This is a genomic window from Streptomyces sp. NPDC104096 (assembly GCF_055584385.1).
Genome location: NZ_JBVJMD010000007.1, coordinates 81,735 through 103,097, shown reverse-complemented (window position 1 = coordinate 103,097; position 21,363 = coordinate 81,735). Strand labels below are relative to the sequence as shown.

18 protein-coding genes are annotated in these 21,363 nt (G+C 72.5%); 6 read left to right on the top strand and 12 right to left on the bottom strand.

Translation table 11 applies throughout. From position 1 onward, the window contains the following. Window positions 1-15: 15 nt before the first annotated feature. From ACZ60B_RS10660 to ACZ60B_RS10645, 4 genes are all read right to left on the bottom strand, one after another. The gene (locus ACZ60B_RS10660) at window positions 16-1,284 is read right to left on the bottom strand and encodes an MFS transporter (protein WP_469385640.1); all 1,269 of its coding nucleotides are present in this window, start codon (window positions 1,282-1,284) and stop codon (window positions 16-18) included. Beyond that, window positions 1,281-2,615: a GH1 family beta-glucosidase gene (locus ACZ60B_RS10655; RefSeq protein ID WP_469385639.1), complete on the bottom strand. Its 1,335-nt coding sequence runs from the start codon at window positions 2,613-2,615 to the stop codon at window positions 1,281-1,283. The genes ACZ60B_RS10660 and ACZ60B_RS10655 overlap by 4 nt, the downstream gene beginning before the upstream one ends. 65 nt (window positions 2,616-2,680) lie before the next feature. After that, window positions 2,681-2,947, bottom strand: a complete 267-nt coding sequence (locus tag ACZ60B_RS10650) for a protealysin inhibitor emfourin (RefSeq protein ID WP_469385638.1) — start codon at window positions 2,945-2,947, stop codon at window positions 2,681-2,683. Between the two features lie 21 nt (window positions 2,948-2,968). Further along, the gene (locus ACZ60B_RS10645) at window positions 2,969-4,033 is read right to left on the bottom strand and encodes a M4 family metallopeptidase (RefSeq protein WP_469385637.1); all 1,065 of its coding nucleotides are present in this window, start codon (window positions 4,031-4,033) and stop codon (window positions 2,969-2,971) included. A 332-nt stretch (window positions 4,034-4,365) separates the two neighbouring features. Here ACZ60B_RS10645 and leuA point away from each other — a divergent pair, with 332 nt between their 5' ends. The 5 genes from leuA to ACZ60B_RS10620 all read left to right on the top strand — a co-directional run bounded on the left by leuA (window position 4,366) and on the right by ACZ60B_RS10620 (window position 11,247). Then, window positions 4,366-6,087 (top strand): 2-isopropylmalate synthase, encoded by a 1,722-nt coding sequence (leuA, locus tag ACZ60B_RS10640; RefSeq protein ID WP_469385636.1) that lies wholly within the window; start codon window positions 4,366-4,368, stop codon window positions 6,085-6,087. 188 nt (window positions 6,088-6,275) lie between these two features. Then, window positions 6,276-6,974 carry a TerB family tellurite resistance protein gene (locus ACZ60B_RS10635; protein WP_392616360.1) on the top strand — a complete coding sequence of 233 codons (699 nt, stop codon included), beginning with the start codon at window positions 6,276-6,278 and terminating at the stop codon, window positions 6,972-6,974. Window positions 6,975-7,121: 147 nt separating this feature from the next. Then, the gene (locus tag ACZ60B_RS10630) at window positions 7,122-9,197 is read left to right on the top strand and encodes an MMPL family transporter (protein ID WP_469385635.1); all 2,076 of its coding nucleotides are present in this window, start codon (window positions 7,122-7,124) and stop codon (window positions 9,195-9,197) included. Between the two features lie 224 nt (window positions 9,198-9,421). Next, entirely contained in the window at window positions 9,422-10,588 is a 1,167-nt protein-coding gene (locus ACZ60B_RS10625; protein WP_469385755.1) for a sensor histidine kinase, read from the top strand. Continuing rightward, window positions 10,585-11,247: a response regulator gene (locus tag ACZ60B_RS10620; protein WP_152884116.1), complete on the top strand. Its 663-nt coding sequence runs from the start codon at window positions 10,585-10,587 to the stop codon at window positions 11,245-11,247. The genes ACZ60B_RS10625 and ACZ60B_RS10620 overlap by 4 nt, the downstream gene beginning before the upstream one ends. 157 nt (window positions 11,248-11,404) lie before the next feature. On the opposite strand, the gene ACZ60B_RS10615 is transcribed toward ACZ60B_RS10620, so the two are convergent. From ACZ60B_RS10615 to ACZ60B_RS10580, 8 genes are all read right to left on the bottom strand, one after another. Next, on the bottom strand, window positions 11,405-12,340 hold the full coding sequence (locus ACZ60B_RS10615) for a dihydrodipicolinate synthase family protein (RefSeq protein WP_469385634.1): 936 nt from the start codon (window positions 12,338-12,340) through the stop codon (window positions 11,405-11,407). Further along, a complete protein-coding gene (locus tag ACZ60B_RS10610; RefSeq protein WP_469385633.1) occupies window positions 12,340-13,359 on the bottom strand; it encodes an ABC transporter ATP-binding protein in 1,020 nt (339 codons plus the stop codon). The genes ACZ60B_RS10615 and ACZ60B_RS10610 overlap by 1 nt, the downstream gene beginning before the upstream one ends. Beyond that, window positions 13,356-15,359, bottom strand: a complete 2,004-nt coding sequence (locus tag ACZ60B_RS10605) for a dipeptide/oligopeptide/nickel ABC transporter permease/ATP-binding protein (RefSeq protein ID WP_469385632.1) — start codon at window positions 15,357-15,359, stop codon at window positions 13,356-13,358. The genes ACZ60B_RS10610 and ACZ60B_RS10605 overlap by 4 nt, the downstream gene beginning before the upstream one ends. After that, window positions 15,356-16,315 (bottom strand): ABC transporter permease, encoded by a 960-nt coding sequence (locus ACZ60B_RS10600; protein WP_469385631.1) that lies wholly within the window; start codon window positions 16,313-16,315, stop codon window positions 15,356-15,358. The genes ACZ60B_RS10605 and ACZ60B_RS10600 overlap by 4 nt, the downstream gene beginning before the upstream one ends. Window positions 16,316-16,331: 16 nt before the next feature. Continuing rightward, the gene (locus ACZ60B_RS10595; RefSeq protein ID WP_469385630.1) at window positions 16,332-17,963 is read right to left on the bottom strand and encodes an ABC transporter substrate-binding protein; all 1,632 of its coding nucleotides are present in this window, start codon (window positions 17,961-17,963) and stop codon (window positions 16,332-16,334) included. 361 nt (window positions 17,964-18,324) lie between these two features. Then, on the bottom strand, window positions 18,325-19,320 hold the full coding sequence (locus tag ACZ60B_RS10590) for a hypothetical protein (RefSeq protein ID WP_469385629.1): 996 nt from the start codon (window positions 19,318-19,320) through the stop codon (window positions 18,325-18,327). Continuing rightward, on the bottom strand, window positions 19,317-19,865 hold the full coding sequence (locus ACZ60B_RS10585) for a SigE family RNA polymerase sigma factor (RefSeq protein WP_469385628.1): 549 nt from the start codon (window positions 19,863-19,865) through the stop codon (window positions 19,317-19,319). Before ACZ60B_RS10585 ends, ACZ60B_RS10590 begins: the two co-directional genes overlap by 4 nt. A 57-nt stretch (window positions 19,866-19,922) precedes the next feature. Further along, on the bottom strand, window positions 19,923-20,375 hold the full coding sequence (locus tag ACZ60B_RS10580) for a GNAT family N-acetyltransferase (protein ID WP_469385627.1): 453 nt from the start codon (window positions 20,373-20,375) through the stop codon (window positions 19,923-19,925). A gap of 160 nt (window positions 20,376-20,535) precedes the next feature. On the opposite strand from ACZ60B_RS10580, the gene ACZ60B_RS10575 reads away from it, so the two are divergent. Beyond that, a complete protein-coding gene (locus tag ACZ60B_RS10575) occupies window positions 20,536-21,348 on the top strand; it encodes an SCO2525 family SAM-dependent methyltransferase (RefSeq protein ID WP_469385626.1) in 813 nt (270 codons plus the stop codon). Window positions 21,349-21,363: the final 15 nt, after the last annotated feature.

Sequence of the window (21,363 nt, the reverse complement as noted above, 5' to 3'; positions counted from 1 at the left end):
TCGTTCCACCCCTGCTCAGTCCACCCCGCGGATCCGCCCGACCAGCACCGCCCCCGCCAGCCCGATCAGCGCCGCCACCGCGTACAGCATCCGGTAGCCGCCCAGGTACGTCACGATCGGCGCCGCCAGCACCGGGGCCGCGACCTGCGGCAGGGCGTTGGCGATGTTGATGACGCCCAGGTCCTTGCCGCGGTCGAGGGCCTTCGGCAGGACGTCGGTCATCAGGGCGAAGTCGACCGAGGTGAAGACCCCGAAGCCGATGCCGAGGACGGCCGCGGCGGCGATCGCGCCGGGCCAGGTCTGCCAGCAGGCCAGCGCCGCCGTGGCCACCGCCATCAGGACGCCGGACCAGATCACGAACGGCTTGCGGCGCCCCAGCCGGTCCGACCACACCCCGCCCACCACGACGGTGGCGAGCAGCGTGATCCCGTTCACCGCGGTCAGGACGAGGACACCCTGTTCGGGGTCGTCGAGGCGCAGCCTGTCCCGCAGGTAGTAGAGCAGGTACAGCAGCACGAGCGCGTTGCTGAGGTTGATCAGGAAACGGGTCAGCCAGGCCCACGCCAGGTCCGGGTGCGCGCGCGGACTCAGCCGGAACGAGGCGAGGAACGCCCGCCCCGACCAGGGCGGCCGGGCCGACACCGGCAGCCGCAGGTCCTCGTACCGCAGGACGTACGGCAGGACGCCCGCCAGGGTGAACACCGCGCACGCCGCGTACCCGCCGCCGGTGCCCCCGGCCACCGTCGCCAGCGCCGTGCCGCCGACCACGCCGAGGATCTGCGCCGCGCCCAGCCAGCCGCCCACGCTGCCGCGCTGGAGCCGCGGCACCCGGTCGGGCACGGCCGCGGTGACGGCGGCGAACGCGGCGTTCAGGGTGAGCTGGACCAGACACCAGCCCGCCGCCATCGTCCACACCCCGCCCGCGCCCGCGAGGAGCAGCAGGGACAGTGCCCCGCCGGCCGCCCCGGCCACGATCCACGGCGTACGGCGGCCCCGGCGCGCGGTCGTCCGGTCGGACAGTGCGCCGAAGAGCGGGTTGGCGACCAGCGAGACGACCGCGCCCGCGCCCGTCACCCAGGCCAGCATCGTCTCCTTGGACATGCCGGAGCCGGGCGCGAAGTCCTCTGCCTGGGAGGCGAGCAGGATCTGGAGCGGGCCGTACCAGCCCACCCAGATCGCCCCGTTGGCGAGCGAGAGCGCCGAGGTCCAGCCCCGGCCCACCCGCTCGACCGGCTCGGCGAGGGCGGAGACGGGCAGCGGCACGGCCGGTTCGGCCGCGGTCATCCCCGCGCCCGCAGGGCGTCCCGCAGCCAGTGGTAGGAGGCCTTCGGGGTCCGCTCCAGGGTGTCGTAGTCGACGTGCACGAGACCGAAGCGGCGCTGGTAGCCCTCCGCCCACTCGAAGTTGTCCATCAACGACCAGACGAAGTAGCCGCGTACGTCGACGCCCTGCTCCGACGCCCGGTGCAGGGCGCGGACATGACCGTCCAGGAAGGCGATCCGCTCCTGGTCGTCGATACCTTCGTACGAGCAGCCGTTCTCGGTGATGATCACGGGCGGGAGCCGGTCGCCGTAGCGCTCGCGGAAGCCGGTGAGCAGCTCGGTGAGCCCCTCGGGCACCACCGCCCAGCCGAAGTCGGTGACCGGGTACCCCTCCAGTTCCTTGACGGTGAAGGGCAGTTCGGCGGGCAGGGTCAGTCCGCCGAACTCGATCTCCGCGCCCTCGGGCGCGCCCACCCGGGTCGGCTGGTAGTAGTTGATCCCGTACCAGTCGACCGGCTCCCCGATGACCTTCAGGTCCGCCTCGACGTCACCGGGCATCAGCTCGCCGATGCCGTCGGGGTAGCGGCCCAGCAGAACGGGGTCGGCGAAGAGCCGGTTGAGCAGGAGGTCGTAGAAGTCGGCCGCCTCCACGTCCTCGGCGCGGTCCGAGGCCGCCCAGGTCGGGCCGTGCGAGTTGGCGATCCCGATGTCGCCCGCCCCGGCCGCGCGCAGGGCCCGTACGGCCAGCCCGTGGGCGAGGAGTTGATGGTGGGCCACCGGCAGGGCGTCGAACAGGAGCTGCTTGCCGGGGGCGTGCGCGCCGAGCGCGTGGCCGAGCAGGGTGTGCTCGGCGGGCTCGTTGAGGGTGATCCACTTCTTGACGCGGTCGCCGAGGCGTCCGGCGACGACCGAGGTGTACTCGGCGAACCGCTCGGCGGTGTCCCGGTCCAGCCAGTCCAGCTCCGCCGGCAGGTCCCAGTGGAACAGGGTCGGCACCGGCCGTACGCCGGCCGCGCACAGCGCGTCGACGAGGCGGTCGTAGAAATCGAGGCCACCGGGGGAGTTCACCCGGGGCCAGGAGATCGAGAAGCGGTACGCGTCCACGCCGAGGTCGGCCAGCAGCGCCACGTCCTCGGGGTAGCGGTGGAAGTGGTCGCAGGCCACCGCCGCCGTGGAGCCGTCCTTGATGTGTCCGGGCCCGGCGCCGAAGACGTCCCACACGGACGGCCCGCGCTGGTCCACGGCCCCTTCGATCTGATGGGCCGAGGTCGACACGCCCCACAGGAAGCCGTCGGGGAAGCGGGGGATCGGGTGCGCGGCCGCGCGCGGTTCAGTCGCCATGCGCCGGATCATCGGTACCGCCGGTAACGGAAGTCAACGCCTCTGCGCGAACTGCGGCATCACCCGCCGGGCAGGCCCTACGCCCCCTCCTTCAGGACCCGGGAGACGAGCGTGCGCTGTTCCTCGGTCAGCCCGGGGTCGGCCGCGTGCACCGTCCGGCCGTCCACCGTGATCTCGTAGCGGAAGCCGTCCGGAACCCCGTCCGCCGGCGTGCCCCGGCCCGCGGCCAGTGCCTTCTCGGCCAGGGCATGCCACTCGGGCGCGTCGGGCCGCCCCGAGGTGTCCACCTCGGCGACCCGCTCGATGCCCGCGAACCCGCCCGTGCGCCTGATCCGAATACGCATGGGTCTGTGTCTAGTACGGAATCACAGCGTGCGCACCCCGACCTGTTCCCAGGCCTTCAGGACGGCCTGGAGTTCCTCGCCCGTGCCGTAGCGGGCCCGCGCCGCGGCCGTGGTGAGCGTGGCGAAGTCGGCGAACAGCGCGTCCTTCTTCAGCTCGCCGCCGGTCAGCACGTCGTACCAGATCTGTCCGGCCCGCTCCCAGGCGTGGCCGCCGAGGGCGGTGGCGGCGAGGTAGAAGGCGTGGTTGGGGATGCCGGAGTTGATGTGGACGCCGCCGTTGTCGCGGCCGGTGCGCACGAAGCCGTCCATCGTCGCGGGCTGCGGGTCCTTGCCGAGGACGTCGTCGTCGTACGCGGTGCCCGGGGCCTTCATCGAGCGCAGCGCGGTGCCGGTGACCCGGGGGGCGAGCAGGCCGGCGCCGATCAGCCAGTCGGCCTCGGCGGCGGTCTGGCCGAGCGTGTACTGCTTGATGAGCGAGCCGAAGACGTCCGACAGCGACTCGTTGAGGGCGCCGGACTGGTCGAAGTAGGCGAGGTTGGCGGTGTACTGGGTGACGCCGTGGGTGAGTTCGTGGCCGATGACGTCCACCGGGAGGGTGAAGTCGAGGAAGATCTCGCCGTCACCGTCGCCGAACACCATCTGCTCGCCGTTCCAGAAGGCGTTGTTGTAGTCCCGGTCGTAGTGCACGGTCGCGTCCAGCGGCAGGCCGGAGCCGTCGATCGAGTCGCGCCCGTAGGCGCTGAGGTACAGCTCGAAGGTGGCGCCCAGACCCGCGTACGCGCGGTTGACGGTGGCGTCCTTGACGGCCCGGCCGTCCTCGCCGCGGACCTTGTGACCGGGCAGGTCCGTGTGGTGGCGGGCGTCGTAGAGGGTGCGGTGCGGCTTGCCGGCCGCGGCCGGCGCGGCGACGGCCGGGGCGCCCACCACGGTGGTCAGCCGGCGGCGGGTGCGCTCCAGGGCGTCGTGCTCCAGGGAGCGGCGGGCGGGACCGGAGAGCGCGGGGTCCTCGTGCCGCGCGAGCTTGTCGAGGACGTGCGGCGGGACGATCGTGCAGAAGACGGGCTCGGAGCCCCCGTGTGTCGTCATGCCCGGCACCTTCGCACCGCGTTGTCCCGATGTCACTACCCGCAACCATGATTGGTGAAATACAGGGACAAACAGCCTTGTCTTGGTCACGGAGTGGTATGGAACACCTTTTTGCCCGTTTCGTTCCCTACGTCCATCCGGTCCCGCATACTGGAACACCCCCGCGCCATCGGTGCGGCTCGGCTAGGCTGCGCAGCATCATGCGTTTCGGGCTGCTTCTCCTTAGCTGCCGCGGCGAGGGCCTGTAGTCGAGGCCGACCCCCTCCCCGCGGAGCTTGGCGTTGTGTCGTCGGCCGTCCTGTAGGACACCTTCACGAGGAGCCCACGCCACCATGGCCAACCGCCAGCAGCCCAGTTCCATGCCGATCCACAAGTACGGCCGGTACGAGCAGGTCGACATCCAGGACCGCACCTGGCCCGCCCAGCGGATCACCGCCGCCCCGCGCTGGCTCTCCACCGACCTGCGCGACGGCAACCAGGCCCTGATCGACCCCATGTCGCCCGAGCGCAAGCGCCGGATGTTCGACCAGCTGGTCAAGATGGGCTACAAGGAGATCGAGGTCGGCTTCCCGGCCTCCGGCCAGACCGACTTCGACTTCGTGCGCTCGATCATCGAGGAAGAGGGCGCGATCCCGGACGACGTGACGATCTCCGTGCTGACCCAGGCCCGCGAGGACCTGATCGAGCGCACGGTGGAGTCCCTGAAGGGCGCCAAGCGTGCCACCGTCCACCTGTACAACGCCACCGCGCCGGTCTTCCGCCGGGTGGTCTTCCGCGGTTCCAAGGACGACATCAAGCAGATCGCCGTCGACGGCACCCGCCTGGTCGTGGAGTACGCGGAGAAGCTGCTGGGCCCCGAGACCGAGTTCGGCTACCAGTACAGCCCCGAGATCTTCACCGACACCGAGCTGGACTTCGCGCTGGAGGTCTGCGAGGCGGTCATGGACGTCTGGCAGCCCGGCCCGGGCCGCGAGATCATCCTGAACCTGCCCGCCACGGTGGAGCGTTCGACGCCGTCCACGCACGCCGACCGGTTCGAGTGGATGCACCGCAACCTGACCCGCCGCGAGTACGTCTGTCTGTCCGTCCACCCGCACAACGACCGCGGCACCGCCGTCGCCGCCGCCGAGCTGGCCCTGATGGCCGGCGCCGACCGCGTCGAGGGCTGCCTGTTCGGCCAGGGCGAGCGCACCGGCAACGTCGACCTGGTCACCCTGGGCATGAACCTGTTCTCCCAGGGCGTCGACCCGCAGATCGACTTCTCCGACATCGACGAGATCCGTCGCACCGCGGAGTACTGCAACCAGATGGAGGTCCACCCGCGCCACCCGTACGTGGGCGACCTGGTCTACACGTCCTTCTCCGGCTCCCACCAGGACGCCATCAAGAAGGGCTTCGACGCGATGGAGGCCGAGGCGAAGGCCAAGGGCGTCACCGTCGACGACATCGAGTGGGCGGTCCCGTACCTGCCCATCGACCCCAAGGACGTCGGCCGCTCCTACGAGGCCGTCATCCGCGTCAACTCGCAGTCCGGCAAGGGCGGTATCGCGTACGTCCTGAAGAACGACCACAAGCTGGACCTGCCGCGCCGGATGCAGATCGAGTTCTCGAAGATCATCCAGGCCAAGACGGACGCCGAGGGCGGCGAGGTCACCGGCTCGGACATCTGGTCGGTCTTCCAGGACGAGTACCTGCCCAACCCGGAGAACCCCTGGGGCCGCATCCAGGTCCGCACCGGCCAGTCGACGACCGACACCGACGGCGTGGACACGCTGACCGTGGAGGCGACCGTCGACGGCGAGGACACCGTCCTGTCCGGCTCCGGCAACGGTCCGATCTCGGCCTTCTTCAACGCCCTGGAGTCGATCGGCGTCGACGTACGCCTGCTGGACTACCAGGAGCACACGATGAGCGAGGGCGCCTCCGCCCAGGCCGCCTCGTACATCGAGTGCGCGGTCGGCGACAAGGTGCTGTGGGGCATCGGCATCGACGCGAACACCACGCGTGCCTCGCTGAAGGCGGTCGTCTCGGCCGTCAACCGCGCGACCCGCTGACACCACCTCCGACGAGGCCCTTCCGGTGCCCCGACCGCCTGCCCGGGCGGCCGGGGCACCGTCGTGTACCGGCCATCCGACCGGCGAGGTCACGGACAGGTCTCGTACGGGGTACTGACGCGGCCTCACCGATGTGGCTAACATCACGCAAGCGCGGCGATGTTGCCGCGGGGTTACGGAGGTGCGACGTGCTGCCAGTACGCGGACAAGACGGCCGTGCCACCAGGTTTGCGCGCATCCTGGGCACCCGCACCTCATGGACGCCCGTCGGCGACGGCGAGTTCTTCTGCCCCGGCTGCGGAGGCGACCGCAACTACCAGCGGCTGACCGGCCGCCGGCGCTTCACCCTGCTCGGCGTGCCCGTGCTGCCGCGCGGCGAGACCGGACCGGTCGTCGAGTGCGCCGCCTGCCGCCGCCACTTCGGCGCCGACGTCCTGGACCACCCGACCACCACCCGCTTCTCCGCGATGCTGCGCGACGCCGTCCACACCGTCGCCCTCGCCGTCCTGGCCGCCGGCGGCACCTGCGCCCCCGCCTCCCTGGAGGCGGCCGCGGCCACGGTCCGCGCGGCCGGCTTCGAGGACTGCACCCGGGACCAGCTCGGCGCCCTCGTCGAGGCCCTGGCCGCGGACACCGGGCGCGTCCTCGGCCCGCCCTGCGGGGCCGGTCTGGCCATAGAGCTGCACGAGGCACTGGACCCGCTCACCCCGCACCTCGCCGCGGTCGGCCGCGAGTCGATCCTGCTCCAGGGCGCCCGCATCGCCCTGGCCGACGGCCCCTACACCCCCGCCGAACGGGACGTCCTGGTCACCGTGGGCGCGGCCCTGGCGATCTGCACGGACGACGTCACCCGCCTGCTGGCGGCGGCGGCCCGGACCCCGTCGTAGGACGCGGTACTCCCCGGGGAGTAACGGCGTCCCCGGGCCACCCGCCGCAGTAGGCCCGGGCTCGCTCCCGCGCCGGACGAAAACCGCCCCCCGGCCCGGAAGTCTGGACGGCGTCAGCAGACGACCGGACCGGAGGGAGCCCTGGCCATGGGGGCCTTGGAGACACGTACGCGGACACGGCGGCGGGCCGTGCCCTGGGCGGTGCTCGCGCTGTGGATCGCGCTGCTCGCGGCCGTCGCACCGTTCGCCGCGAAACTCGCCGACGTACAGCACGACCGGGTCACCGACTACCTTCCGGCGAGCGCCGACTCCACCCGGGTGGCCAGGATCCAGGACCGGCTGCCGGGCGGCGAGACCACCGAACTGGTGCTGGTCTACCACCGCGACGGCGGACTCACCGCGGCCGACCGGGCCCGCGCGGGGGAGCAGCTCGCGCGGATCGCCGGACGGCACGCACTGACCGCGCCCCCGCGGGGCGTGCCCTCCGCGGACGGCACCACCCTGATGTACCCCGTCGCCAGCAACGAGCCCGGCACCGACGAGGACGCGCGCAACGCCCTCGTCGACGACGTGCGCGAGGTCGCGCGGGGCGCGGACGGGCTGAGCGTCCAGGTCGGCGGTCCGGGCGCGCTCGCCACCGACGCCGCCGGGGTCTACGCCTCGCTCGGCGGGCCGCTGCTCTACACGACCGTCGCCGTCGTGGCCCTGCTGCTGATCCTCATCTACCGCAGTCCCGTGCTGTGGCTGCTGCCGCTCGTCGTCGCGGGCGTCGCCGACTTCCTGTCCACGGGCGTCGCCTACGGTCTCCACCAGGCCTTCGGGACGACGGTGTCGGGACAGAACTCCGGCGTCATGACCATCCTCGTCTTCGGCGCGGGCACCGACTACGCGCTGCTGCTCGTCTCCCGCTACCGTGAGGAGCTACGGCGCCACGAGCGTCCCCACGACGCCATGCTGGCCGCCCTGCGCGGCTGCGGGCCCGCCGTGCTCGCCTCCTCGGCGACCGTCGCCGCCGGGCTGCTGTGCCTGCTCGCCGCCGACCTCAACAGCAGCCGCGGCATGGGCCCCCTCGGCACGGTGGGCGTGCTGTGCGCGCTCGTGGCGATGCTGACGCTGCTGCCCGCGCTCCTCGTGCTCCTGGGGCGCCGGGTGTTCTGGCCGCTTGTGCCCGCCTACGGCAGCACGCCGGGGGCGCGTCGGTCGCTGTTCGCCGCGATGGGCACCTCGGCGGGCCGGCGCCCCCTGACCGTCCTGGCCGGCGGCGCCGCGCTGCTCGGCGCGCTCGCCCTGGGGGCGCTGAACCTGCCCGGCGGACTCAAGCAGACGGACACCTTCGTCGACCGGCCCGAGTCGGTCGCCGCCCTCCAGACCCTGGCCCGGGCCTTCCCCGAGCGCTCCAGCCAGCCCATCACCGTCATCACCCCGGCCGGGCGCGCCGACGCGACGCTGGGCGCCGTCCGCGCCGTCCGGGGCGTCGACAGCGCACAGCGGGGACGGACCGGGGACGGCTGGACCGAGATCTCCGTCATCGCGCGGGGCACTCCCCAGTCGGCGGCCGAGACCCGGACCATCGAGGAACTGCGGCACGTCCTGCCCGGCTCCTACGTCGGCGGCCCCAGCGCCCAGCAGCTCGACCTCGTCGACACCAACGCCCGGGACCGGCTGGTCGTCGTACCGATCGTCCTCGCCTCGGTGCTGCTGATCCTGGTCCTGCTGCTGCGCTCGCTGGTCGCGCCGCTGCTGCTGGTCGCCGCGGTCGTCGCGGTGTGGGGCGCGGCGCTCGGCATCGGCGGGCTGGTGTTCGGGCCGCTGTTCGGCTTCGGCGGCACGGACCCGGGGCTCGGGCTGCTGTCCTTCGTGTTCCTGGTGGCACTCGGCGTCGACTACGGCATCTTCCTCATGCACCGGATGCGGGAGGAGTCGAGGCGGGGCGCGGAACCCTCGGCCGCCGCGCTGACCGCGCTGCGCACGACGGGCGGGGTCATCGCCTCGGCGGGACTGGTCCTCGCCGCGACCTTCGCGGTGCTGACCAACATGGGGCTGGTGCAGCTCGTCGAGCTGGGCTTCGTGATCGCGGTCGGCGTGCTGCTGGACACCTTCCTCGTCCGGACCTATCTGGTGACCAGCGCGAGCGTGGCACTGGGGCGGAAGGTGTGGTGGCCGGGCCCGCTGTCGCGGACACCCGAGCCGGTACGGACCGAGCGGCAGCCGGAGCCCGTGTGATCCCGGGCGCCCCTCCCTGCCGGAGGGGCGCCCTCCTACCGGAAGATGAACCCGTGCATCCCGACCGATCCGCGCGACCCGCTCAGCCTGTGCCGTCCGTGCCGTCCGTGCCGTCGGCGCGGGCTGTGCCGTCCGTGCCGTCCGTGCCGTCCGTGGAGCCCGGTGAGCCCGTCCCGTCCGCGCGGGCCGGCGCCGTGACACCGCCCCGCCGGATCGAGCGGATCATGGCGGTGGTCAACCGCGACCCCCGGACCGCCCCGCACGCCACCCGCAACGACGCGTGGCTGGCGGCCGCCGCCGCCGTGTTCTCCGCGGCGATCGCGCTCACCACCGACCCGGCGCGCCGCCCGGACGCGCTCGGCTGGGCGCTGCTGCTCGCCGCCGCCGTGCCGCTGGTGTGGCGGCGGCGGCGCCCGCTGCTGGTCCTGGCCCTGGTGGTGGCCCTGGTCGTGCCCTACCACGCGCTGGACAACAACCACGCGGCCCCGACGGCGGCCGAGTACATCGCGCTCTACACCGTCGCCGTCACCGGCCGCCCGCTGCGCACCGTACTGACCGGGCTGACCGTCCTCGGCATCTCCCTCAGCGTCATGCTCACGGTCAACACCCACCAGGCCCTCGAACTGCTGCGGATCTCCGGCTGGGTGATCGCGGTGCTCTTCCTCGGCGTCGACGTCCGCTACTACCGCCAGTACGTGGCCGCGATCGTCGAACGCGCCGAGCGCGCCGAACGCACCCGCGAGGAGGAGGCCCGCAGGCGGGTCGCGGAGGAGCGGCTGCGGATCGCCCGCGACCTGCACGACCTGCTCGCGCACAGCATCACCCTGATCGGCGTGCAGACGTCGGTGGCCGCCCACGTCCTGGCCGCCGACCCCGACCGCCTCGACCGTACGGCCGTCGCGCAGGCCCTCGACGACATAGCCGAGACCTGCCGGACGGCACGCGGCGAGCTGCGCACGACCCTGGAGGTGCTGCGCGAACACGACTCGCCCGAGGCGCGCGGACCGCTGCCCGGCCTGCACGGGCTGCCCGACCTCGCGCAGGCGGCCCGGCTCGCGGGCGCGCGGGTCGAACTGGCCGTGACCGCCGGCGAGGCCCCGCCCGCGGTCGGCGCCGCCGCCTACCGGATCGTGCAGGAGGCGCTGACCAACGCCGTACGGCACGGCGGCCGGGACGACCTCACCGTCCGGGTGAACGTGGACGACGGCGAGGGCGCCCTGTGGGTGCGCGTCAGCGACGACGGAGCGGGCGCCGGGCCCGGCACCCCCGGCTTCGGGCTGGTCGGGATGCGGGAACGCGCCCGCAGCGTCGGCGGGACGGTACAGGCCGGACCGGGCGCCGACGGAGGCTTCGAGGTGACGGCACTGCTGCCGCTGGGAGGGACCGCATGACCATCCGGGTGCTGCTCGCCGACGACCAGACCCTGGTACGGGCCGCGTTCGCGATGCTCGTGGAGTCGGCCGGGGACATGGAGGTCGTCGGACAGGCGGGCACCGGCCGGGAGGCCGTGGAGCTGGCCCGGGCCCGGCGCGCCGACCTGGTCGTGATGGACATCCGCATGCCCGGCCTGGACGGCATCGAGGCGACCCGGCTGATCGCGGCCGACGAGGACCTGACGGATGTCCGGGTGCTGGTCCTGACCACCTACGACACCGACGAGAACATCGTCGAGGCGCTGCGGGCCGGCGCCTCCGGTTTCCTGGTGAAGGACACCCGGCCGGCCGAACTCCTCGACGCCATCCGCACGGTGGCGGCCGGGGAGGCACTGCTGTCCCCGGGACCGACCGCCCGGCTGATCGCGCGGTTCCTGCGCAGCCCCTCGGCACCGGCGACCGGCGGACCGGAGTGCCTGTCCGACCGCGAGCGGGAGGTGCTCGCCCTGGTCGGGCGCGGACTGAACAACACCGAGATCGCCGAGGCGCTGGGGCTGAGCCCGCTGACCGCGAAGACCCATGTCAGCCGGATCATGGGGAAGCTGGGGGCCCGCGACCGGGCCCAGCTGGTCATCGTGGCGTACGAGTCGGGGCTGGTGACGCCGGGCAGGATGTGACGGACAACAGGTCGGCGTTCCGCGCGGGCCGCGGACCGGTCGGCGTCCCGCGCGGGACGGCACCCGCACCGGGGAGAGCGATGACCCGGCTGAGCCGCACCCCACGAGACGATCACGTTCCGCCGGGTGGCGCTGCCGGGCCGACCCGGGCACAGCACTACAGCAGGCCCGCCGCCGCCAGGTGCTTGCCCACCCGCTCCACCTCCTCCGGCGACAGCGCCACCTGGGGCTCCGCCGTGGCCGGGCAGTCGATGATCCCCCGCAGGTACAGGGCCGCCTTGAACGCCCCGAGCGCCGCCGAGCTGCCGCCCATCCGCGCCGGATCGCCCGCCCCGGTCATCCCGAACAGAGCGCACAGCCGCTCCTGTTCGGCCCGCGCCCGCGGCCACTCGCCGTCCCGGCAGAGCCGGTCGAGGCGGACGTAGCCGTGCGGGTCGACGTTCGCGAGGCCGGGCACCGCGCCGTCCGCCCCGAGCGCGAGCGCGCTGTCGACGACCAGTTCGGAGCCGGTCAGGGCGCTGAAGCCGGTGATGCCGGGGTGGGCGCGGACGCCGGTGACGACCTCGCGGAAGCCGGCGAGGTCGCCGCTGGAGTCCTTGAGTCCGGCCAGCACCCCGTCCGCGGCCAGCTCCAGGACGAGCGCGGCGGGGAGCTTGGTGTGGACGGCGGACGGGATGTCGTAGGCGATGACGGGGACGGACGCGGCGGCCGCCACGAGGCGGTAGTGGCGGGCGATCTCCGCCGGGTGGGTGCGGGTGTAGAAGGGGGCGGCCACCACGACCGCGTCCGCGCCCGCCTCGGTCACCGCCCGGACGTGGTCCAGGACGCGGGGCGTCGTCATGTCGATCGCGCCCGCCAGCACCGGCAGCCGTCCGGCCACGTGCCCGGCCACCGTCCGCACCACCAGCTCCCGCCGGCGGTCGGTCAGATAGGCCGCCTCCGAGGTCGAGCCGAGCACGAACAGCCCGTGCACCCCGGCCGCCGTCAGATGGTCGACCAGCCTGAGCAGCGAGGGGACGTCCACCTCGCCCTCCGGTGTCAGGGGGGTGCAGACGGGCGGGACGACACCGGTGGGCGGGGCGGGGATCGTCATCAAGGCTCCCTGGGGTGCTGGCTCCGACGTACGAGGCCGCGGGTCGGCCGGTCCTCCTCCACAGGATGGTGGCAGCGGTAGCGATGCCCGGGGTCCGACGCGGCCGAGAAATCCGGCATGACGGACACGCACTCCTGATCGGTCCGCCAGCACCGGGTGCGGAACGGGCAGCCGCCGGGCGGCCGGGTCGCCGAGGGGACCGGTCCGGTCAGCGGGATCGGCTCGACCGGGTCCAGCAGACCGGGGGTGGCGGAGAACAGCGCGCGGGTGTACGGGTGCCGGGCGCCGTCGGTGACCCGGCCGGCCGGGCACTCCTCGACGATCCGGCCCAGGTACATCGTGATCACCCGGTCGCTCATCCGGCGTACCGTCTGGATGTCGTGGGAGACGAACACCAGGGCCAGACCCAGGCGTTCCTTCAGGTCCAGCAGCAGATTGAGGATCTGCGCGCGGACCGACACGTCCAGCGCGCTGGTCGGCTCGTCGGCCACCACCAGAGCCGGTTCGAGGGCCAGCGCGCGGGCGATGGCCACGCGCTGGCGCTGGCCGCCGGAGAGCTGTCCGGGCAGCGCGTCGGCCAGCGCCCGGGGCAGACCGACCAGCTGCATCAGTTCGCGTACGCGCTCCTCCCGTGCCGCGGCGGTGCCCCGGCGGTGCACGTCCAGCGGGTCGCGCAGGGTCCGCCGTACCGTCAGCCGGCGGTTCAGGGCCGTCGACGGATCCTGGAAGATCATGCCGGTGCCCGCCCCGACGGCCGTCCGGCGTTCGGCGGGCGGCATCGTCCACAGGTCGCGGCCCCCGAAGGAGACCGTGCCCGAGGTCGGCCGCTGGGCGCCCACCAGCACCTTCGCCAGCGTCGACTTGCCGCAGCCCGACTCGCCGACCACGCCGACCGTCTCCCCGGGCGCCACGGAGAGACCGGCGCCGGTCAGGGCGTACACCCGGTCGCGGGCGAACAGGCCGCCGCTGCGGGCCCTGTGCACGACGTGCACGTCGGACAGTTCCACCAGGGCCGTCATGTCACCGGCTCGCTCTCCGAGCTCTGCGAGCTCCCGGGACCCTCCCCGGCCGGCGGATCGACCGCCGGACGGTGGCACGCCACGGTGTGCCGGGCGCCGCCCACCAGGTCCGGCGCCGTCGTACGGCAGACGTCGTCCGCCAGCGGGCAGCGGGAGCTGAAGCGGCAGCCGGGCGGGAAGTCCGCGGGGGCGGGCACGACCCCCCTGATCTGGGTCATGCGCGCGGCCGCCGACTCCAGGGACAGCACGCTGCCGAGCAGCCCGCGCGTGTAGGGGTGGGCGGGCGCCTCCACCAGGTCGGCGGTCACGCCGCTCTCCACGATCCGCCCGCCGTACATCACCACGATCCGGTCCGTGACGTCCGCGACCAGCGCCAGATCGTGCGAGACCAGGACCAGCGCGAAGCCCAGCTCCGCCCGCAGCGCCAGCAGCAGTTCCATGACCTGCGCCTGCACGGTCACGTCGAGGGCGGTGGTCGGCTCGTCCGCGACGATCAGCCTCGGCTCGCGGGACAGGGCCATGGCGATCAGGACCCGCTGGCGCTGTCCGCCGGACAGCTCGTGCGGGTAGCTGCGCAGGACCCGGTCGGGGTCCAGGCCGACCAGCGCGAGCAGTTCCGCGGGCTCCCGGCTCCCGCCCCGCCGCACGACCTGCCCGAGCTGCGCGCGGATCGTCATCGCCGGGTTGAGGGAGGACAGCGCGTCCTGGTAGATCATCGCCATCTCGTGGCCCAGCAGCCTGCGGCGCACCCGCGCCGGTTCGGCCGTCAGGTCCCTTCCGCCGAACCGGACCCGGCCGCGCACCCGGGCGCCCTTGGGCTCGAGGCCCATGACGGTGAGCGCGGTGAGCGACTTGCCGCAGCCCGACTCGCCGACCAGGCCGAGGATTTCGCCGGGGCGCACCTCGAAGCCGATGCCGTCGACGATGTCGACGCCCCGGTGACGGCCGGGGAAGCCGACGGCGAGGTCCTCGACCACGAGCACCGGCGGCCCCTCGGGCAGCGGGCGGGCCCGCGCGCGCAGCCGGGCCGCCGCCTCGGCCAGCGACGGCAGCGCCGGGACCTCGCCGCCGCCCGGCCCGGCCCGCTCCGGCCGGTCCTCCCGCGCGTCCGGGGCGACCTCGCGCGGGGCCGGGGCCGCCCAGGCGTCGGAGACGCCCTCGGACAGGATGTTCAGCGACAGCACCGTGACCAGCATCAGCAGGCCGGGGAAGACCGTCGCCCACCAGCCGCCGGTCAGCACCATGTTCTTGCCGTCCGCGATCACACTGCCCCAGGACGGGTCCGGCGGCCGTACGCCCGCGCCGACGAAGGACAGCGACGCCTCGAACACGACGGCCTCGGCGACCTGGACCGTGCAGAACACCAGGACCGGCGCCGCGCAGTTGACGGCCACGTGCCGCAGCACGATGTGCGGGGTGCGGGCGCCGATCACCCGCTCCGCCGTCACGTAGTCCTCGCCGTACTGGTCGAGCACGTTCGCCCGTACGACCCGGGCCACCGGCGGCGTGAACAGGAACGCGATCGCGCAGATCAGTACGGTGATGCCGCCGCCGAAGACCGCGACGAGCACCGCCGCCAGCGCGATGCCGGGGAACGCCATCACCACGTCCAGGGCGCGCATCAGCGTCTCGTCGACCGCCTTGCGGGAGGTCGCCGCGACCGCGCCGAGCAGGGCGCCGACGACCAGCGCGAGCGCGGTCGCGCCCAGCCCGATCGCCAGCGACCAGCGGGCGCCGTACATCAGCCGGCCGAGGATGTCGCGGCCGAGGCTGTCCTGCCCCATCCAGTGCGCCGCCGACGGATGTCCGGTGCCGTCGACGGGCGGCTGCTGGTCGAGCGGGTCGTGCGGGGCCAGCAGCGGGGCGAACAGCGCCGCCAGGGCGACGACGGCCAGGAAGCACACGGCCGTCCTCGACAGCGGCGGCAGCCGACGCCAGCCGCGCAGCCGGATGCCGGGCCGGGACAGGATCCGGGCCAGGCCCTCGCGGGTGAAGGTCATGTCGCCTCCCTCAGACGCGGGTTGACCAGCAGGTAGAGGACGTCGATGACGAGGTTGACGACCACGAAGCCGGTCGCGGTGGTCAGGACCACGCCCTGGACGACGGCCGGGTCGCCGTTCTGCACGGCGTCGATCATCAGCTTGCCCATGCCGGGCAGCGAGAAGATCGTCTCGATGACGACGGCGCCGCCCAGCAGGTAGCCGACCCGCAGCCCGAGCACCGTCAGCGGATTGACCAGCGCGTTCCTGAGCACGTTGCGGCCCACCACGACCCGCGGCGGCAGCCCGTTGCCGATCGCCGTCCGTACGTAGTCCTTGTCCAGCTCCTCCACCACCGCCGTGCGCACCACCCGGGTGAGCTGCGCGGCCACCGGCAGGGACAGCGCCAGCGCCGGGAGCGTCATCGTCCGCAGCCAGCCGGTGAAGGAGTCGGCCGGGTTGACGTAACCGCCGGCCGGGAACCAGCCCCGGTCGACCGCCAGGTACTGGATCATCAGCAGGGCCAGCCAGAAGGAGGGTGCGGCGACCCCGGTCAGGGACACGACGCGGATGACCTGGTCCGGCAGCCGGTCCCGGTACACGGCGGCGGTCACCCCGCCGGCCAGCGCCAGCACCACCGCGATGCCGAGCCCCAGGAAGGTGAGCTGGAGCGTGAGCGGCAGCGCGGTGGCGACCTGGTCGGCGACCGGCGCCCGGGTCAGGGCGCTGGTGCCCAGATCGCCGTGGAGCAGGTCGCCGACGAAATCGGCGTAGCGGACGGGCAGCGGGTCCAGCAGGCCGTTGCGCTCGCGGAAGTCGTGCAGCTGCCCCGGCGTCGGGTCGGCGCCCTGGAAGAACGCGGACGCCGGGTCGACGTCGGAGAAGCGCATCACCAGGAACACGAACAGCACGATGCCGAGCAGCAGCGGGACGAGCAGGGCGAGACGGCGGGCCAGGATCCTGACGACGGCGATCACGAGGACGACTTCCCTGTCACTGGGTCCACTTGGCCTGGAGGAGGTTCACGCCCGGGTACGGCTGAGCCCTTATCCCGGTCAGCCTCCTCGGGTTCCAGGCGGTCATCAGCTCGTTGTGGACGACCGGGTAGAGCACGGCCTGCTCGGCGACGACGTCGAGGCAGTCCTGGATCATCGCCCTCTTCCGCGCGGGGTCCGGTTCCCGGGTGGCCCGGTCCATGTCCTCGAAGAGCTGCCTGGCGACGGGGTCGCCGGCCCAACGGGCGTACTGCATCCAGAGGTTCTGCGGCCCGTAGTTGTAGTGCATGATCAGGTCGGCGTCGAGGCCGAACTGGTTGGGGTTCGAGGCGGCCGCGACCACCTGGTAGTCCTGCTTCTGGTCCAGCTTGGTGAAGACGGCCGTGGTCTCCTGCGGGGCGAGCGTGGTCCGCACGCCGATCGCGTCCCAGGAGGCCTTGACGGTCGGCAGGCAGTCGACGATCCAGCTCACGTTCACCGCGAGGAGCTCGACGCTCAGCCCGCTCACCCCGGCCGCCTTCAGCAGGGCCTTCGCCTTCTCGGGGTCGTGGTCGTAGACCGTCCTCGCCCGCCGGTAGGACGGGTTGCCCTCGTCGAGGAAGGACGAGGCGGGCCTGCCGTGGCCCTTGAGGGCGACCTGGACCATCTTCCCGGTGTCGACGGCGTAGTGCAGCGCCTGGCGCACCCGTACGTCGTCGAAGGGCCTGTGCCGGGTGTTGAACATCAGGAACAGGTTGTTCATCCCGGCCCCGCCCACCACCGACATGCCGCCCTTGCGGAGCTGCCGGATGTCGGCGTACGGGATGTTGTCGGCGATCTGCGCGCCCGCGGCGGCCCCGGAGATCCGGGCGACCCGCGGGGCGGCGTCCACGATCGTCAGCCAGTTCATCCTGCCGAAGGCGGGCCTGCGCGGGCCGTTGTAGCCGGCGAACGCGGCGAAGGTGGTGTTGGACTTCGGGTGGTGCGCGGTCTGCCGGTACGGGCCCGAGCCCACCGCCTTGCCCCGGATCGCGTCGTCCCAGGCGCCCGGTCGCTCGTACACGTGCTTCGGCATGATCTTGGCGAGGGTGAGCCGCGACACCCCCTCCGGGAAGGGGAACCTCAGCACCAGCTCCACGTGGTGCGCGTCGATCTTCCGGACGTCCTTCAGCCAGCTCGCGAAGAATCCCTTGGCGAGGGTCCGGGTGTCCGGGTCGAGGATCCGGTCGAAGACGAACACGACGTCGTCGGCGGTGACCGGCCGCCCGTCGTGGAACTTCGCGCCCGGCCGCAGCGCGAACGTCCACGAGGTGCCCGTCGGGTCCGCCGGCACCCGGGTCGCCAGCGCGGCGTACGGCTCGCGGGTGATCGGGTCGGTGTCGACCAGCCCCTCGTAGATGTGGTTGTTGGCGGCCATGGCGAAGGCGGACGCCGTCTGCGTCGGATCCCAGCTGCCGTCGTTGCCGTAGCCGATGACCGCGGTCAGCGTGCGATGCCCGCCGGCGCCCGAACCGGTGTCGTTGGTCGACTCCGGCCCGGTCGAGCAGGCCGCCAGCGACGACGAGAGCGTCGCGGCCGCGCCCAGGGCGCCGGTGTACTTCAGGAACGACCGGCGGTGCGGCGCCGGAACGTCGTGGGTCACGTCGCGCACGGTTCCTCCAGCGAAGGGGTCTCGGGGGAGAGGAGGGCGAGGGGTTCGGGCCCGGGGCGGGCGAATTGTCCGCGGAGATACGACGTCCTACGTCCGGTGGTCAGCGCGACCATAGGAGCGGCCGTGAGGGCGGTCAAGGGCCCGCACACGAATGGCGGTATCCGCCGGAGGTCCGACCGATGGCGCGGCCAGGTGCCTGAATCGACGGCCTGTCAGGCCCTACGGTCCATGGACACCGCCGGACGTGTGACGCGGGACATCCGATGGCGCTGCGCGGTGGCGCGCCGACATGACGGCGCCGCGCGCCCCTGATGCCGAGGGCGCGCGGCGCACGGTGAGGCGTCTGATGCCGCCGGGGTTCCTAGGGCAGCGTCTTCTCGTAGTACTTGTCCTGGTCGGAGTCGTACACGAGTTTGTCGGCCGTGTCGTAGCCCTTGAGGTGCGGAGCCCTGGTGACCTGCCGGTCCAGGGTGCCGAAGGCGACGAACCAGCCGTGGTCCAGGACGGCCTGGCCCGCGACGTCGCCGTAGGAGACGGTCATCCTGGCCACCGAGGGGTCGACCGTGCCGATGATCCCCCAGCGGAACGGGAGCTTCCAGTGGCCCCGGTCCATGATCGACTGCTGGTAGAGCTTGCCGCTGTTGATGTCGGCGTACACGGCGCCGACGCCCTTCGGCGCGTCGCCCTGCGTGCTGGTGCCGATCCCGCTCGCCCGGCCGTCCTTCACGGTGCAGATCAGCCGGATCGCCTTCGCCGCCGACGCCTGCTTCGAGACCGCCACGACGTACATGCCGTCACCGGGGGCGTTGGAGTCGCCGGTGCTGCTCAGCGCCAGGATGATCCGGTAGTCCGCGGCCTTCCCCAGGTCCGGCCCGCCGAGGCCCCCCGTGACCGACCTGCTGTAGGCGATGCACTTCGTCAGCCCGTCCGTGGCCTGCTCCCAGGTGATGCCGTCCAGCAACTGCCCCTCCGTGGCGGGCCGGGCCGGTTCCGTGGCCGGTGCGGACGCCGGCGCGGACGACTCCGGCAGCGGGCTGGGCGGGGCGCTGGCGGACGGCCGCGGCGACGCGGTTTCCGACCTCCCGCCGAAACCCGCCGCGTACGCCCCGACGGGCAGCGCGGCCAGTGTCACCAGTACCGCTCCGGCCGCCACCACCTGCCGGCGCCGCTCGACCACACCCCGGCGCCGCACCGCGGCATAGGGCGCGGGCGACGGCCGGAAGGCGTACGCGTCCTCGGCCAGCAACTCGCGCACCTGCCCCTCGAAGCGCGGGTCGATGTCCTCGCCGCTCGCGGGGGCGCCACCGGATCCGGCCCCGGAACCCGCCTCCGACGGCCACCGCTCTTCCTCGCTCACCTGCTGTCTCCCTGTCCGGCCGACGTACGGCTGGGCTCCGGCGCGTCCGCGACCAGCCCCAGCCCCGGATTCGCGCGCAACTTCGCCAGCGCCTTGGACGCCTGGCTCTTGACCGTGCCGACCGAGCAGCCGAGCACCTCGGCGACCTCGCCCTCGGACAGGTCCTCCCAATAGCGCATGACCACTACCGCCCGCTGCCGGGGCGGCAGTCCGGCCAGCGCGGCCATCAGCGCACCGCGCTCCTCGACCCGCCCCACCGCGTCGTCCCGCCTCGCCCGTTCCGGCGGCGCCGAGGTCAGCGCCTCGGCGACCCGCCGCTTGCGGAAGCGGTCGCTGTTGCAGGTGACCAGCATCCGGCGGACGTACGCCTCCGGGCTGTCGCTGCGCGCGACGCGCCGCCACGACCGGTACGCCTTCGCCAGCGCGGTCTGCGTCAGATCCTCGGCGTGGTGGGCGTCGCCCGTGAGCAGATACGCGGTACGCACCAGGCGTGACCACCGCGCTCTGACGAACTCCTCATACTGGGCCTCCAGTTCGGCCTGCATCCGGCACCCTCCTCGCCCGTCAGACCACTGCTCGGGCGGATTCGGTTGCCTGTGTCCTCAGAGGAGGAGCGTCATGCGCAGGCGGTGCTGGTTCGGGCCGAAGTAGTCCTTGCGGGACGCGTCTTCCGGCGTGAAGCCCAGCGAGCGGTAGAGGAGGACGGCCGTGTCGTTGCCGGGTTCGACGGTGAGCCAGACCTCCTTCACCCCTTCGGAGCGCAGGTGGTCGAGGATCTCGGACATCATCCTGCGGCCCAGTCCCTGGCCCTGGAGGCCCGGGGTGATGGCGAGGCTGAGGATCCAGCTGATGTCACGGTGGGGCGGGGTGGCGAACACATAGCCGAGCAGGCTCGCGCCGTCGTCCAGTACCAGCACGTGGTCGCGGTACGCGTCGAGGAACTGCCGCAGGACGAAGTACGGATACGGTCCGGAGGGGAAGGCCTCCGCGTCCAGGCGGACCAGTTCCGGAAGATCCGCTTCGGTGACCGCTCTGATCTGCAGAAGAGGAGGCATATCGTCCCCTTGTGGAAGATTCGAAGATGCATACCAATGATGGGATATGCATACCGAACGGGATGGGCGCGCATGTTTCCCTATCTTCGCCCGACCTCTTCTGTTCACTCAAGACAGCAACGGGACTTGACGTGATTGCCTGGCCCGCTTCACGGCCGTCGTGCGCTACATTGAGCCAATGACCTCGGGATCGCTGACTGGTGCGGATAAGCTGAACGCTGATGTCGACTGGGACAAATTCGACCCCCAGGAATACATCAGCCGCAACTACCTCGCGCTTCATCCTGACGACAAGCTGATCCTGTCGGTCGTCCGCGATCACTTCGGTGATCATTTTCGGAGGAAACCGGGTCGTGTCAGGTCCGGTATCGATGTGGGCGCGGGACCGAACCTGTATCCCGCCTTCACCATGCTTCCCTGGTGCGAGGCCGTCACCCAGTACGAGTGGTCCGCCGCCAACGTGGCCCATCTGCGCAGCCAGCTCCCCGGCTACGCCCCCACCTGGGACCCGTTCTGGGACGTCCTGTGCGAGGGCGAGGGCGGCGAGGGGTACGCCGCGCTCGGCCCGGACCCCAGGGCGCGGTTCCGGCGGACCGTCACCGTCCGGTCCGGGAACCTGTACGACCTCGGCAGGCCGGGTCCCGACGGCGAAACGGAACGCTGGGCCATGGGCACGATGTTCTTCGTCGCGGAGTCGATCACCGAGTCGCGGGACGAGTTCGCGGACGGCGTCGCCTGTTTCATGAACGCCCTGGAACCGGGTGCTCCGTTCGCCGCCGCATTCATGGAGAATTCCCGTGGATATCCCGTGGGCGGGGAGGACTTTCCGGCGAGTTACGTCGGCGCCGTGGAGATCAGGAACCTGCTGAAGGGATTCGCGAGCGATGTCGATCCCATGCATCTCGGAAAGCCGGACGACCTTCGCGACGGCTACACGGGAATGATTCTGGCCTGCGGTCACCGGAACGACTGACCGCGGTTGTTTTTC

Excerpts from the sequence above, each read along its gene's own strand:
- ACZ60B_RS10660 (WP_469385640.1), bottom strand. The coding sequence starts at position 1,284 with ATGACCGCGGCCGAACCGGCCGTGCCGCTGCCCGTCTCCGCCCTCGCC.
- ACZ60B_RS10655 (WP_469385639.1), bottom strand. The coding sequence starts at position 2,615 with ATGATCCGGCGCATGGCGACTGAACCGCGCGCGGCCGCGCACCCGATC.
- ACZ60B_RS10650 (WP_469385638.1), bottom strand. The coding sequence starts at position 2,947 with ATGCGTATTCGGATCAGGCGCACGGGCGGGTTCGCGGGCATCGAGCGG.
- ACZ60B_RS10645 (WP_469385637.1), bottom strand. The coding sequence starts at position 4,033 with ATGACGACACACGGGGGCTCCGAGCCCGTCTTCTGCACGATCGTCCCG.
- leuA (WP_469385636.1), top strand. The coding sequence starts at position 4,366 with ATGGCCAACCGCCAGCAGCCCAGTTCCATGCCGATCCACAAGTACGGC.
- ACZ60B_RS10630 (WP_469385635.1), top strand. The coding sequence starts at position 7,122 with ATGGGGGCCTTGGAGACACGTACGCGGACACGGCGGCGGGCCGTGCCC.
- ACZ60B_RS10625 (WP_469385755.1), top strand. The coding sequence starts at position 9,422 with ATGGCGGTGGTCAACCGCGACCCCCGGACCGCCCCGCACGCCACCCGC.
- ACZ60B_RS10620 (WP_152884116.1), top strand. The coding sequence starts at position 10,585 with ATGACCATCCGGGTGCTGCTCGCCGACGACCAGACCCTGGTACGGGCC.
- ACZ60B_RS10615 (WP_469385634.1), bottom strand. The coding sequence starts at position 12,340 with ATGACGATCCCCGCCCCGCCCACCGGTGTCGTCCCGCCCGTCTGCACC.
- ACZ60B_RS10610 (WP_469385633.1), bottom strand. The coding sequence starts at position 13,359 with ATGACGGCCCTGGTGGAACTGTCCGACGTGCACGTCGTGCACAGGGCC.
- ACZ60B_RS10605 (WP_469385632.1), bottom strand. The coding sequence starts at position 15,359 with ATGACCTTCACCCGCGAGGGCCTGGCCCGGATCCTGTCCCGGCCCGGC.
- ACZ60B_RS10585 (WP_469385628.1), bottom strand. The coding sequence starts at position 19,865 with ATGCAGGCCGAACTGGAGGCCCAGTATGAGGAGTTCGTCAGAGCGCGG.
- ACZ60B_RS10580 (WP_469385627.1), bottom strand. The coding sequence starts at position 20,375 with ATGCCTCCTCTTCTGCAGATCAGAGCGGTCACCGAAGCGGATCTTCCG.